The 14831-nt window shown below is 46.0% G+C and carries 10 protein-coding genes and 1 CRISPR repeat array; of the genes, 8 read left to right on the forward strand and 2 right to left on the reverse strand.

Annotated features, from left to right (window positions below):
• The first annotated feature begins 271 nt into the window (after positions 1 to 271).
• The 6 genes from AAHF22_RS03870 to AAHF22_RS03895 all read left to right on the forward strand — a co-directional run bounded on the left by AAHF22_RS03870 (position 272) and on the right by AAHF22_RS03895 (position 7880).
• Positions 272 to 910, forward strand: a complete 639-nt coding sequence (locus tag AAHF22_RS03870; protein ID WP_347323655.1) for a GNAT family N-acetyltransferase — start codon at positions 272 to 274, stop codon at positions 908 to 910.
• 29 nt (positions 911 to 939) lie between these two features.
• Positions 940 to 2118, forward strand: a complete 1179-nt coding sequence (locus AAHF22_RS03875; protein WP_347324095.1) for an acetoin utilization protein AcuC — start codon at positions 940 to 942, stop codon at positions 2116 to 2118.
• Between the two features lie 310 nt (positions 2119 to 2428).
• Entirely contained in the window at positions 2429 to 2989 is a 561-nt protein-coding gene (locus AAHF22_RS03880) for an imm11 family protein (protein ID WP_347323656.1), read from the forward strand.
• A 163-nt stretch (positions 2990 to 3152) separates the two neighbouring features.
• Positions 3153 to 4283, forward strand: a complete 1131-nt coding sequence (locus AAHF22_RS03885) for a glucose-1-phosphate adenylyltransferase (protein ID WP_347323657.1) — start codon at positions 3153 to 3155, stop codon at positions 4281 to 4283.
• A 19-nt stretch (positions 4284 to 4302) separates the two neighbouring features.
• Entirely contained in the window at positions 4303 to 5406 is a 1104-nt protein-coding gene (glgD, locus tag AAHF22_RS03890) for a glucose-1-phosphate adenylyltransferase subunit GlgD (RefSeq protein WP_347323658.1), read from the forward strand.
• Between the two features lie 32 nt (positions 5407 to 5438).
• A complete protein-coding gene (locus AAHF22_RS03895) occupies positions 5439 to 7880 on the forward strand; it encodes a glycogen/starch/alpha-glucan phosphorylase (RefSeq protein WP_347323659.1) in 2442 nt (813 codons plus the stop codon).
• Positions 7881 to 8278: 398 nt separating this feature from the next.
• A CRISPR array of direct repeats spans positions 8279 to 9329; the repeat unit is 32 nt; unit sequence GTTTCAATCCACGCTCTCGCACGGAGAGCGAC.
• 358 nt (positions 9330 to 9687) lie between these two features.
• On the opposite strand, the gene AAHF22_RS03900 is transcribed toward AAHF22_RS03895, so the two are convergent.
• Entirely contained in the window at positions 9688 to 10950 is a 1263-nt protein-coding gene (locus AAHF22_RS03900) for a helix-turn-helix domain-containing protein (RefSeq protein WP_347323660.1), read from the reverse strand.
• Between the two features lie 297 nt (positions 10951 to 11247).
• Here AAHF22_RS03900 and AAHF22_RS03905 point away from each other — a divergent pair, with 297 nt between their 5' ends.
• Positions 11248 to 11685, forward strand: coding sequence for a hypothetical protein (locus AAHF22_RS03905; protein WP_347323661.1), 438 nt, complete (start codon positions 11248 to 11250; stop codon positions 11683 to 11685).
• A gap of 89 nt (positions 11686 to 11774) precedes the next feature.
• Here the strand turns inward: AAHF22_RS03905 and AAHF22_RS03910 are convergent, their stop codons facing one another.
• Entirely contained in the window at positions 11775 to 12305 is a 531-nt protein-coding gene (locus AAHF22_RS03910) for a hypothetical protein (protein WP_347323662.1), read from the reverse strand.
• A gap of 249 nt (positions 12306 to 12554) precedes the next feature.
• Between AAHF22_RS03910 and AAHF22_RS03915 the strand changes: the two genes are divergently transcribed.
• A complete protein-coding gene (locus AAHF22_RS03915; protein ID WP_347323663.1) occupies positions 12555 to 14810 on the forward strand; it encodes a glycoside hydrolase family 3 N-terminal domain-containing protein in 2256 nt (751 codons plus the stop codon).
• Positions 14811 to 14831 lie beyond the last annotated feature (21 nt).

A 14831-nucleotide genomic window follows, 5' to 3' on the forward strand; every position in this document is an offset into this window, starting at 1 on the left:
TAGAAATTAAGAGCAATTAAGAGAAATTAAGATGAACCGAGAGAAATCAAGAGAAATCAACAGCGCTTAGCGCAAAATATGCAACTTGTTGAAATGACTTCTTTGACGATAGGAATATTGCTGAATCGCCTGAACGTACAATATACAATTATAATCTTTACCCTGAACACCACACGTTTTTGAGCTGCATGCAATTCCTGTAAAATCGGCTATAATCAAATCAGGCACCTTTGCCGTAAGCGTTATCATAACGTTCAGGAAAGGAACCCGTATGGAACATATTAAGATGAAGCAAACGGAAATACTTCAACGTACAGACGGAAAAGGGGAATTGGTGCTGGAAGGGCCGGTGTCGCCGCAGCGGGTGGCAGCCTGTCATATGCATCCGCAGTTGGATGCTTTTCGGCGTCCGGCAGAGCAGCATGAAGCGCTAGTGGAGATTGCCGATCTGCCGGAAGGGCGGATCATTATGGCGACGGATGGAGATCAGATTGTAGGTTATGTGACTTTCCATTATCCAGATGAGTATGAGCGCTGGTCGGAAGGCAATATGGAGGATCTCGTTGAACTGGGGGCGGTAGAGATTGCCAATGACTACCGTGGCTTGGGGCTTGCCAAAAAGCTAATCCAACTCGCTTTTCAAGGGCAGCAGCTTGATAATGTGATTGTATTTACAACGGAATATTATTGGCACTGGGATCTGGAAAGCACCGGACTCAGTGTATGGGATTATCGCAAAATGATGGAAAAGCTAATGAAAAATGTCGATATGGTCTGGTTTGCAACCGATGATCCAGAAATATGCTCACATCCGGCGAATTGTCTGATGGTGCGTGTAGGCAGAGGGGTGCCACAATCATCGGTAGAAGCATTTGACCGCTTACGGTTTCGACAGCGATTCATGTATTGATTTATAGGGCAAAGGAGGCAATGGATACGATGCTACAGGCAGCTTATGTATATCATCCGGACAGTCTCAATTATGTATTTCGCCGGGATCATCCGTTTGATCAGCGCCGCTTGGTGATGACGATGGAGCTGCTGGAGCAGGTGCAGGCTTTACCGAAGGAAGCGATTCATATCCCGCCAAATTCACTGGATGAACAATTATTACAGCGTGTACACATTCCCGCCTATATTGAAACGGTAAAGCAGCTCAGCGTGAGTTGTCCAGCTGAGCCGTATATTAGTCAGGCAGGGCAATACGGTCTGGATGATGACGAAACTCCATTTTTTGAAGGCATGCATCATAGCGCAGCGGCGATTGCAGCCGGTTCGGTACATGCAGCTGAACTGGTGATGAGTGGAAAGGCTCAGCATGCGCTACATCTGGGCGGTGGACTGCATCACGCTTTGCCACAAAAGGGAGCCGGCTTTTGCATTTATAACGATGCCTCCATCGCGATTCGTCATATCCGTGATCAGTATGGAGCCAAAGTGCTGTATATCGATACCGATGTGCATCATGGTGATGGGGTAGAGATGAGTTTTTACACCGATCCGAACGTGTTTACCTATTCAATTCACGAGACTGGTAAATTTTTATTTCCAGGTACAGGTCGTGTCGAAGAGCGTGGGGAAGGCGAAGGTTTTGGTTGTACGATCAATGTGCCGGTAGAGCCGTATACAGAGGACGATTCATGGCTGGAATGCTTTAGTAATGTGCTACAAAAGGTGCTGGAATGCGCAAGGCCGGATGTGATTGTGAGTCAGCATGGTTGTGATGCACATGCGCTTGATCCGCTATCGCATATTCATTGTTCGATGCGTATTTATCGGGAGATGCCGAAGCTCATTCATAGAGCGGCACATGATTTTTGCAATGGACGCTGGGTTGCACTTGGGGGTGGTGGCTATGATATATGGCGAGTCGTACCACGTGCCTGGTCTTTGTTATGGCTGGAGATGAGCCAGCATGCTCTGCTTCACGAAATTGATCATCATCCGCTGCTCGACCTGCCTTCTGAATGGTTAACACGCTGGCAGCAGGAAAGTCCCGTGTCTTTACCAGACACCTGGCTAGACGATGTGAGTCGCTGGGAGCCGATGCCACGCCGTAGCGAAATTACCGAGCGTAATCGTCATATTTGTGAGTTAGCGTCATCCTATTTGAAATAGAACGATACATTAACGTTTATCCTTTCCGCATCTCCACATGAATGTAAGCGGTAACTGAATAAAAATGTTTGTAAAAAGTGACATTACATCCAGAATCGGGTATATAAGCAATGCCGGAGCAGACAGGGCTGCTTTTATATTTTGTACAAAATCGTTCAGATTGTTAAGCATCTGTAGAAGGAAATTGCCCCTCCTGTGTCGAATTGGAAATACAGCAGGTTTATAGCGAACAGAATGGAAGAACAGGGTGAGCATTTGCCTTGTTCGAGCCGGACTGGATGCTGCGAAAGTGTGAAAGGATGAGTGATCTATGTGTTATCTCCTGCTGCCGGCGGACATTTATCCAGACCGCTATTGGTTCAAGTACAACTTCAATGAATCGCCAGACCATCTTAGCTTTAAAAAGGGTACTCCGCAGCGCGAGTGGGCCAAAGCACCTCGTTTTCATTTGCAAGGTGAGATTGATCTGGATCGGCTGCTGTTATTTGACTGGTTTATGACAGATGGTCCTGATCTCATCGGACCGCGGCTATCTGCGCTTATTCGCCAGTATGCACCTCATGATGTGCAATTGATTGATGCCGAAGTGTTGGTGAATGGCGAGCCGCTGCGTGGCTTCCAGGTGCCGAATATTACGACGGTCATCGATTGTCTGGATATGGAGGAGTCGGTCTACGTACCGCTATTGCCTGGTGTGCATGGCAGTCCGCCTCATTTCATATCGACCATTTTCCGTCCTCATGCTTTGGATGGACATGGACTTGTACGATCCAACGAGGATATCAGCCTTATTGTCGCATCTGCTGAATTTGCAGAAGCGTGCCGGGCACAAAATATCACCGGCATTCGTTTTCAAGAAAACTTAACATGAATAGCCGGTGAACGGTACAGACGCCTTAAGGGCCGATGCGCATGGGGAAAGTCTCCGCTTGATCAGTGCAAGAATAGTTTCAAGCATAGTTCTATTTTTTAGTCTCTCCACGTTATTAAATTTCGCGTAATGCATATTCAACTTACACGAAGGAGGCTTTTCCATGAGTAAAAAAGAAGTTGTTGCTATGCTGCTTGCCGGAGGACAGGGCAAGCGATTGAAAGATCTGACCAGAGCACTGGCAAAGCCCGCTGTCTTTTTTGGCGGCACATATCGTATTATCGATTTTCCACTTAGCAATTGCGCCAATTCGCGCATCGATACTGTGGGCGTTCTGACACAGTATGAGCCGACCGTCTTGCACGCATACATAGGCGTGGGTAACGATTGGGACATGGACCGTAAAAATGGCGGTGTGTTCGTCCTGCCTCCACATGAACGCCAGGAAGGTAGTAGCTGGTATCAAGGTACCGCAGATGCTATCTATCGTAACCTCAAATTTATCGAAAGCTTTGACCCCGAGCACGTATTGATCCTCTCCGGTGACCACATTTACAAAATGGACTATCAAAAGATGGTCGATTACCACAAAGAAAAAAATGCCGATTGCACCATTTCCGTTGTGAATGTCACGCTGGAAGAAGCATCCCGCTTCGGTATGCTTAATACCGATGATGATTTGAAAATTTATGAGTTTGATGAAAAGCCTGCTCAGCCGAAAAGTACACTGGCTTCGATGGGTGTATATTTGTTCAAATGGGATGTGCTCAAATCATATCTGATTAAGGATGAAGACAACCCAGCATCCTCTTATGATTTTGGTAAAGACTTGATCCCTCTGCTGCTGAATGATGACAAAGTGCTTTATGCGTATCCATTTGAAGGATACTGGCGCGATGTCGGTACCATTCAAAGCTTGTGGGAAGCGAATATGGATATGTTATCCGAAGATCCGCTGCTCGATCTGAACGATTCGAACTGGCGCATTTTCACGCGTAGCCCGAACCAGCCTGCTGCCTATATCGCGCCGTCTGCAATCGTGCAAAATAGTATTGTCAATGAAGGCTGCATGGTACATGGCAATGTGGAGCGTTCGGTACTCTTCTTCAATGTTGAAGTAGGAGAAGGTAGCCAAATTACCGATTCCGTCATTATGCCAGGCGCTAAAATTGGCAAAAATGTACGTATTCATCGCGCGATTGTGAATGAAGGTATGGTTATTGAAGATGGTGCACAGATTGGTGTTGGACATACCGAACAAGATGAAATCATGCTCGTAACGAGCGAATCATAACAGAGGGACGGTGACAGGAATGAAAGGATTTGTAGGTGTAATCAATCTCGATCATGAACTGGATCAACTCAAGGAACTGACCTATTTTCGTTGCGGCGCAGCCGTCCCTTTTGCCGGTCGTTACCGGTTAATTGACTTTGCACTTTCTAATATGATGTACGGAGAAGTGGGCGATATCGCTTTGTTTGTTCGTCGCAAATATCGTTCGTTAATGGATCATCTGGGCGAAGGCCGTCCGTGGGATATGGATCGCAAGCGTGGCGGACTGTTCATTTTGCCTCCAGACTGGCATGATCCGACCGATACATCACTGGGCGATCTGCAACATATTCATAACAATATGGACTTTTTCTATCGCAGTAGCGGCGATGTGGTCGTGCATACCGGAACACAGCATGTGAACAAGATCGATTACAAAGACGTATACGCGTATCATCTGGAAAGAGGCGCGGACATTACGGTTGTATACAAAAAGGTAGACGAACTGCGTCCAGAGCATGGAGCTTGCCGCCGTGTTGAAGTGGATGCGGACGGTTTTGTCACCGATATTCATCAAGATCGTACCCACAACAATATTTATGTGGAAACGTTTATTATGAGCAAAGAGCTGTATCTGGAGCAGGTCAATTACTGCATCGCGCACGGTAAAAGCTATTTCTTCCGCGATGTAATCCAGAGCAATCCGAACGGTCTCAAAATTGCTGGTTATGAATACACAGGCTACAATGCAGTGATCAACTCGGTCGAGAGCTATTATAGCAATAGCATGGATCTGCTCTGCCCGGACAATTACCAGCAGCTGTTCCGTGAAAATCCAGTTCAAACGAAAATCAAATACGAAGCCCCTGCCAAATACCTGGAAGGCGCGAAAGTGAGCAATTCACTCGTTGCCAACGGTTGTGTACTTGGCGGTGAAGTGGAGAATAGTATTCTGTTCCGTGGAGTCAAAGTGGAAAAAGGCGCTCGTGTCGTCAATTCCATCATTTTACAGAAGTGCACCATTGAAGCTGGAGCCGTGCTGGAAAATGTTATCCTCGATAAAGACGTACAGATTTCCCATAATCGTACGCTGATCGGTGATAACAAACACCCCTATGTTACAGCTAAAAGCACCTCTCTCTAAGTTGATAATCTGACTGCAGGAGGAATAGCCTTTTGTTCAATACTAAAGAAGAATTTAAACAGGTGTTTCAACATAATGTCGTTTCCAAGCTCGGTAAGCCACTGGAAGAAGTATCGTCTGAGGATGTCTACACCATTCTTAGCCGGATGATGCGTGAATTCGCCGGTAGTGAATGGGCCTCTACGAATCATGAGCTTCGTCAGGATGCAGAAAAGCAAGTTTATTATTTGTCACTGGAATTTCTGATTGGTCGTCTACTTGGCAACAATTTGCTCAATATGGGGCTGTTCGATATTGTAAAGGACGGTCTGGCTGATCTGGGCATTGCACTGGATGAGATTGAGGAGCAGGAAGCCGATGCGGGTCTTGGTAATGGCGGTCTGGGCCGTCTGGCAGCTTGTTTTCTCGATTCGCTCGCTTCACTCGGTTATGCCGGACATGGCTGCGGTATTCGTTACCGCTATGGCTTGTTTGAACAAAAGATCGTCGACGGCAATCAGGTCGAACTACCGGACGATTGGCTGCAAAAAGGGTTTGAATGGGAAGTTCGCCGCGCCGATCGTAAAGTTGAAGTTCGTTTTGGCGGCTATGTCGAAACAGGTGAAGAGAATGGCGAGCTGCATTTCTCCCTGCGTGACTATGAAGCGGTCTGGGCGATTCCATATGATGTGCCGGTAATCGGCTATCGGGGCAATCAGACGGATTCTCATGTGAATACGTTACGTCTGTGGAGTGCAGAGCCGATGCCGGAAATGGCGAACCGCAATCTGGGCGGTTCAGGTAACTATTACAGCTATCTGAATTACAATCGCTCGGTAGAGTCGATTTCCGAGTTCCTGTATCCAGATGATAGCCATTATGAAGGTCGTTTATTGCGATTAAAGCAGCAATATTTCCTTTGCTCGGCGGGTCTGCAAAGTATTCTGCGCACGTATGATAAGCTCAATCTGAGCTATGATCATTTGCCAAATAAGATTGCGATTCATATTAATGATACGCATCCGACACTCGTTATTCCAGAACTTATGCGTATTCTAGTCGATGAAAAAGGCTATGCATGGGATAAAGCATGGAATATCGTATGCCGTACCGTATCATATACGAATCATACGATCTTGAGCGAAGCGCTGGAGAAGTGGCCAGCTCAAATGATTCGTGATCTGATCCCACGCGTATATATGGTGATCGACGAGATCAACAAACGTTTTTGCAAGCTGCTTATGGAAAAGTATCCGAATGATCCAGAGCGAGTGGCACATATGGCGATCATTTTCGATGATCAGGTCAAAATGGCTCATTTGGCAATCGCGGGTAGCTATAGCATTAACGGCGTAGCTGCGCTGCATACAGATATTTTAAAAGAACGCGAAATGCGTAACTTTTATGAACTGTATCCAGAGCGGTTTAACAACAAAACGAACGGCATTACCCATCGCCGCTGGCTGATGCATGCCAATCCAGAGCTAAACGATCTGATCACCGAATCGATTGGTTCACGCTGGAAGACGCATCCGAAAGAGCTGGTCGGTATTTTGAAATATAGCGAGGACGCTGCATTCCAGAGCAAAATCGCTGCGATCAAGCAGCATAATAAACAGCGGCTCGCACACTATATTGAGCAAAAGTACGATGTCACCGTAAATACCGATTCGATCTTCGATGTACAGATCAAACGTCTGCATGCGTATAAGCGTCAGTTGCTCAATATCCTGCATGTGATGTATTTGTACAATCAGATCAAATCGATGCCATCCGTGAGCATGGTGCCACGTACATTTATTTTTGGTGCAAAGGCAGCGCCGGGTTATTATCTGGCGAAAAATACAATCAAGCTCATCAATCGTGTAGCCAGCGTCGTGAACAACGATCCGGATGTGAAAGATAAGCTGAATGTGTTTTTCCTGGAAAACTACTCGGTCTCACTGGCAGAGAAAATCATTCCTGCTGCGGACATTAGTGAACAAATCTCGACCGCGAGTAAAGAAGCTTCCGGTACAGGGAATATGAAGCTGATGATGAACGGTGCGCTGACGATTGGGACGATGGATGGCGCCAACGTGGAGATGTATGACATGCTGGGCGATGATAATATGTTCATTTTCGGTCTGAACGCAGATGAAGTGATGGACTATTACCAGCATGGCGGCTACTCGGCTCGCGATGTGTATAACAGTGATCCACGCATTAAAGAAGTCGTAGATCAGCTCGTTACACCGGGACCTTTTGCATCAAATACGTATGAATTTGCATCGCTGTATCAGTCGCTGATTGATGGCAATGATGAATATTTCATGCTCAAAGATTTCGATTCGTATGCTGAGTCGCATGTACAGATTGAGGCGGCGTATCGGAATCAAAAGGCATGGCTGAAAAAATCGATTCACAATATCGCACATTCCGGTAAGTTTTCCAGTGATGGTACGATTCAACAGTATGCGTCAGAGATTTGGAAGATTAAGCCTGTGCAGGGATAGTAGATGGAATAAAGTGGAAGCTGGCATTCTCCTTTGGGAGGGTGCTGGCTTTTTGTATTTGGGTTAAGGATGGGGGATGATGCAAACTTACCGTAAGATAAAATGCAGTTGCTTGTAAAATAAAGTGTATATGGGGTGCATCCACTCTGAAAAGCAATAAGGGCACGAACTCCGGTGGCGTATGAAATCTACGAATGAGAAGTCAATGTAGATTCCATACGCCAAAGTCGTTCTTTGCCCTTATTTGCTTTCCTCCGTTCTGTGCTTATCCAGCATATGTGCTAGATAAATAATGCACGTGAAAGGAATATTCGATTTTAACTGTTTATTACTTTGTCTTGTGCTCTCGCACGGAGAGCGACGGCGATTAATCGGAGGTAACTATGACAGATAAAAAAGTTTCAATCCGCGCTTTCGCACGGAGAGCGACTTTCTTTTCCGGACATGTGGCTGAGTGATGACATAGTTTCAATCCACGCTCTCGCACGGAGAGCGACGCGAAATTACGCTGGGACCGCAACAAGGACAGTATCTGTTTCAATCCACGCTCTCGCACGGAGAGCGACCGCGCCCCATACCGCCGCTGGGCGTATCCTTTTTAGTTTCAATCCACGCTCTCGCACGGAGAGCGACCATGACTGCACACGTCGGTGTGGACAACGTAGACGAGGTTTCAATCCACGCTCTCGCACGGAGAGCGACTTGTCGAGGCGTTCGGCGGCGTTCTGGAATGGAATAATGTTTCAATCCACGCTCTCGCACGGAGAGCGACACAAATACAGCTTTCCAAATGCTCGGACTGGATACAGAGTTTCAATCCACGCTCTCGCACGGAGAGCGACAGTACCAGAGAGGAGACAGCATGGATTATAAACAGTTTCAATCCACGCTCTCGCACGGAGAGCGACGGCGATGGCATCGGGGTTGTCGTCAGCAATAGGCTCGTTTCAATCCACGCTCTCGCACGGAGAGCGACGATTTAAGCACTCGCATGCACTCGGCAAAGCCTTTCTGTTTCAATCCACGCTCTCGCACGGAGAGCGACGATGTCCTTTTGGATCGAAGGATTAACACAAGAAGTTTCAATCCACGCTCTCGCACGGAGAGCGACACGGTGAGCTTTAAAATTATGAGCACGAGCGGCTAGGTTTCAATCCACGCTCTCGCACGGAGAGCGACCAACACTCATTTTCTTCTCATCATTACAATAATGAGTTTCAATCCACGCTCTCGCACGGAGAGCGACATGCTCATCACCATGAATGAGTAACCGCCGTCCTTGTTTCAATCCACGCTCTCGCACGGAGAGCGACCGTGCGTGTCGGAACAGAGCGGACAACTCAATTCGGTTTCAATCCACGCTCTCGCACGGAGAGCGACTTGATGATCTGGATAATCCTGCATACGTGTTCAATCCGTTTCAATCCACGCTCTCGCACGGAGAGCGACTGTAGGCACTTTCAGCCCTTACAGAGCAAGGCATTTCAAGCCCAAAAGTGCGAACCTCTTTTTTAGAGTAGCGGAAAAGGTGACAAAATACAATAAAAACGCTGAAATCCCTTATATAGCAAGGGGCGCGAACCTCCCAGGGATTTTATGTGAGCTTGGGGTTCGCACCCGAGTAGTGGAATAAAGGATTAAATGTTAAATATTACTACGAATCGATACAAGGCGTCATCACTGAAAAAAGCAGTAGCTATATTTCAATTTAATCTCATTTACCGATGTATATGAAATATGTTGATTCGTGATAATTTTCATTCATACCTAATTTTTATCCTAAACCCTAAACCCTAAACCCTAAACCCTAAACCCGTGCCAGCGGCAAATTACCGCCACTAGCGGCAGACTGATATTGCTTCGGTGTTTGAGTAGTATGCGCTTTAAAGATTTTAGTAAAATAACTTTGATCGTGAAATTGCAGCATCGTAGCGATAGCGGACAGGGAATGAGTCGTACTGGACATCAGGCGTTTGGCTTCTTGAACGCGGTAGTATTGGATAAAGTGAATAGGAGACAGACCGGTCTCATTTTTGAAACGTTTGGATACATAATCGCCATTTAAGCCGGTAAGTTCAGATAAATGTTCAAGCTGGATCGGTTCGTACAGATGATGGAAAATATAGTTCCGACACAGATTGACCTCTCTGGAATAACGCTTTTGCTGGCTTTCCAGTACACGATCGACAAAGTCGTTGTAACAACGGCGTAGCATAGCCTGCACTTCACCGGGATTTTGACATTCTTCAACGGCTTGAATGTAAAAGTCACTCAGCGTATAGCCAATTTCCGCATTCACACCGCCCGCCATTGCCGCGCGAGTTGCCAGTGTAATCGAACAGATTGCCAGATTTTTTTCGCTGCGAAGCAGACTCTTTTTCGATAATACACCCAGTTTTTCTGTCGGAAAGCCAATTTCCCAGCGTACCAGATCTTCTTTACGTCCTTCACGTATATATTGCAGGAAAATTTGCTCCATCTCCGGATTGCGATGATAGCTCGCTGGTGCAATATAGGCTTCTTCCTCATACGGAGAAGAGACGATAGTCTTCTGCGCATCCGGCTCAATATGAATGTGCAAATTGTGCTGAATCACCTCGGCGAGATCAAGTGGTTCCTGGTACAACATATAATGAATCATCGCCGCCGCATTGTAGATGCGTTCTTTAGAGATGAGCGGAATTCCCGCATAAAACTGACGAATCGCATCCTGCTGTCGGAACGATAGTTGATAATCGCGAATAATGCCGCTGATCAGCTCATCCGGTACAATCGCATGAAAGAAAGGCCCTGCAAGGAGTGCCCCTGTATACGTATCTCCATCCCATAACGGTACGGTCAAATACTGCTCCAGCACATTCGTTGCCTGCACAACCGGATAATTCCCATTCAGATGTTGCGCCAGCAGAGCAAGGGTCTGACCTTTATGATCATAAACGGGATTGAATCCGCGCAAAGGCTGCTCATCTACTAATTGCCCACTCGCATCCATCCAGTACAGCGTCATTTGAAATTCGGTATATATCATGTTCATAATGAGTTGAATTGAATCAGGTGTAACATTCGGCATACGAATCAGCTCCTTTACGATGTGAAATGGTATCTATATTAAAATACATGGTGAGACGTAGTGTTTTATCTTGAATAGGCAACTCTCGATATGGATAGTTTGATTGGATTGGGATTCTAAATGGAGATTTTTGGATGTTCATCCGACATCCATCCACCTCAACGGACTTGCATCACATCTGATCTATCATAGACGGGGCTGGAGCTTAGGTATACTATGGATGGATCAACCATGCCTTTCAATGGATCGTATAATCATCCTAATAACATCTATATTAGCAAACGGAGGTCAGATGAGATGAATTCAGCGAATAATGGACAGCAAACAAAGATACCATTTAACCGCAGCCTATTTAAGGTTGATCGTCAGTATGTACCTGCATTACTAAAGGCTTTACATACAGAGCAAGAAGATGCGCTTGCAGAGCAGCTGGTAGGAGCAGATGATGCACTTTATCTGCTATTAGCTGTAGAAGCTGCACAGCAGCGAGCGAATAAACTGGTTGAAATAGCTACACGCTGGTCGCCTCCATTGCATATTGATCTATCACTCTGTTCTATCAATTGTTCAGAACAACATTTTTCCGATGGAACGAAACTGCTCGTGTTCTGGTTTTATTCAGAAGATGTTCCGGAAGATTGGATGGAAGGGTTTAGCGAGCAGTTTTTTGATTTTACCGTGGAGATCGATTTGGAACAGTTAAGTGTGCATAGCGTAAGCGGACCGAGCCGATAACTTTGATGTGTTAGTAGAATGGAATCCGATCTATTCTTCATTTTAATTAGCTAGCCTATATGTGTGATGCTCGTCGCTTATTTATGTATTTATTTGGATTTTGCAGATTGCTTAGCCGTTCGGATGTCTACCATCCATTCCATACATTGATATACCAATGCCATACCTAGTGCGACTTCAATTCCTTGTATTGTCACACCAGGTAACAGCTCTGAAATGATGGATATGAGTAACGTATTTATTACAATGGTGACTAGATCGCCGATCCATTTGGAAAGTGGATGCCGAAGGACGAGCGTTAGCAAGGATTTGGCAATCGGAATGATAACGAGTTCTCCTACAGAAAGTATGATTAATAATGCAATCACATACACCACTGTATCCCAATGACTGGAAAATTGAATAAATGGCGTAATCGATACTATATCCATGAATAAATAACCGATCATAATTATTGCTACCAATACTGCGGTTGGAATAAGAGCCAGTGCAGCCATGACGAATAAGCTCATAGCTACCGACAGACTATGATCTTCTTTATCCCGTAAACGAAAAAATATAGGGATCATGAATAGGTATAGAACGATAAAAATAAGGATACTTAATCTAATGAAGTCCATGTTTGTAACATGCTCCTTTTCTATTTATTTACTTTTTATGTATTTAATATAGAACAAAAGAATACATTGAAAAATAGGCTCCATTTTTATTCTGTTATTTTACCAAAAAATAAGGAATAAGACCATAAATCGATTGCGTAAACGCCTACATTAGTACTATATCACTCACACCAATCTGCTCATCAGCTTCTAAGCTACTTATTAATAGACTAGCGGATTGCGTACTACATTTGAAATGAGGTCGTTTACATGTCCAATATTCACCATCAAGATACAGATACACTGGCTGCACTCGTTGCACCTTATCGTAAAACAGGCGTCACCAAACGAAGCGAGGACAATATTCGGCAATCTGTCGAAGAGCTGCTTTCACAAATGACATTGGAAGAAAAGATCGGACAGATGAGTCAATGTGCAGATTCCGAGTTTTCATTTGGCGCGGATATCGAAGCAGGGCCAACCGATGTGCTTGTGCGCGAAGGACGCGTAGGCTCGATTCTTGGTGCTTTTAATAGTCACCGTACATTTGAATTGCAAAAGCTCGCTGTCGAGCAGTCTCGCCTCGGTGTTCCGCTATTTTTCAATGCCGATGTGATTCACGGCTACCAGACGATTTTCCCAATTCCACTCGCCTGGGCGAGCAGCTGGAATATGGAGCAGATTCGTGAAGCCTGTGTTATCGCTGCGCGTGAAGCAACCGCTTCCGGTATTACGTACAATCACGGACCGATGGTCGATATTAGCCGTGATGCACGCTGGGGACGCGTAATGGAAGGTGCAGGAGAAGACCCGTATCTCGGCTCGCTGATTGCAAAAGCACAGGTAGAAGGTTTTCAGGGAGACAACCTCTTTAATGAAGAAACATTGATCGCCTGCTTAAAGCACTTTGTCGCTTATGGTGCTTCTGAAGCCGGACGGGATTACAATACAGTCGATATTTCCGAATGGATGCTACGCAATATTTATTTGCCGCCATTCCAGGCGGGATTGGAAGCAGGTTCAGCTTCAGTTATGAACGCATTTAACTTTTACAATGGAATTCCGATTGCCGGGAATCGTTTTATCCTGAACGATCTGCTGCGTAAAGAGCTTGGTTTTGACGGCATGTTGATCTCGGATTATGGCGCGATCGATGAAATCTATGTGCATGGTGCCGCGCGTGATCGTAAAGAAGCTGCACGTCTGTCGCTGGATGCGAGCATGGATATCGAGATGGTCACACAGCTGTATGAGCAGCATTTACCAGCGCTTGTTGCTGAAGGTAAAATACAGATCGAACAGATCGATGAGGCGGTTCGCCGTATTTTGACGTACAAATACGAGATCGGTCTGATGGATGACCCATTCCGTTATATTCGTCCGGAAAAAGAAGTGGAATATCATTTTAACGCCGAGCATTTGCAAGCAAGTCTGGAGCTGGCGCGCCGCTCAATCGTACTGCTGAAAAATGAACGCCGTATTTTGCCACTGCCGCAGGAAGGTCTGTTACAGGGTGATATGACGGTTGCGCTGATCGGTCCTTTTGCAGATAGTAAAGATATGCTGGGCACATGGCAGTTTTCTCGTTACAAAGAGGAGACCGTTACACTGCGTGAAGGTCTACAAGCGAAAGGTATTGCAGATACGACACTGCTTTATGCGCAGGGCAGTGGCGTGAATGAAGCAATTCCGGGTGGAATCGAGCAAGCGGTGAAAACGGCGCGTGCAGCGGATGTGATCGTACTTGCACTTGGCGAACATAGCGAAATGACCGGTGAAGCTGCGTCACGGATGGACATTAGCATTCCAGCGCCGCAGCAGCGTCTGGCAGAAGAACTAGTGAAGCTAGGCAAGCCAGTCGTACTTGTGCTGACCAATGGACGTCCGCTGGTGCTGGATTGGTTTGAGCAACATGTAGATGCAATTGTAGAAACATGGTTCCTCGGCTCGCAGGCAGGACATGCGATTGCAGATGTGTTACTGGGCGATTACAATCCATCCGGTAAGCTGACGATGAGCTTTCCCAAACATCTCGGTCAGACACCGATTTATTACAACCATTTCAATACCGGTCGTCCTGTCACCGAGGAAAATCGTGAGGAGAAATACATTTCCAAATACTTGGATGGCCCGAATGATCCACTGTATCCGTTTGGCTACGGTTTGAGCTATGCACACTTTACGTATTCTGCGCTCAAACTGGATCGCGATATTATTAAACAGGGTGAATCGATTACCGTGCGTGCGACGGTTACGAATACCGGTAATATGGCAGGCGAAGAGACGGTACAGATGTACATCCAAGATCTATATGGCAGTACCGTGCGTCCAGTTAAAGAACTGAAAGGCTTCCATAAAGTATATTTACAGCCGGGACAGAGCACAGGTGTGGAGTTTACGATTACGGAAGACGATTTGAAGTTCTGTAATGCTGCACTGGAATGGGTGGCGGAGCCGGGAGAATTTAAAGTCTATGTCGGTACGAGTTCGGTCGATGTGTTGGAGCGTACATTTGAATTGATCTGATGATGCGGCACAGTTTTAATA

It is taken from the genome of Paenibacillus wenxiniae, from assembly GCF_039822605.1.
Classification (GTDB): domain Bacteria; phylum Bacillota; class Bacilli; order Paenibacillales; family Paenibacillaceae; genus Saccharibacillus; species Saccharibacillus wenxiniae.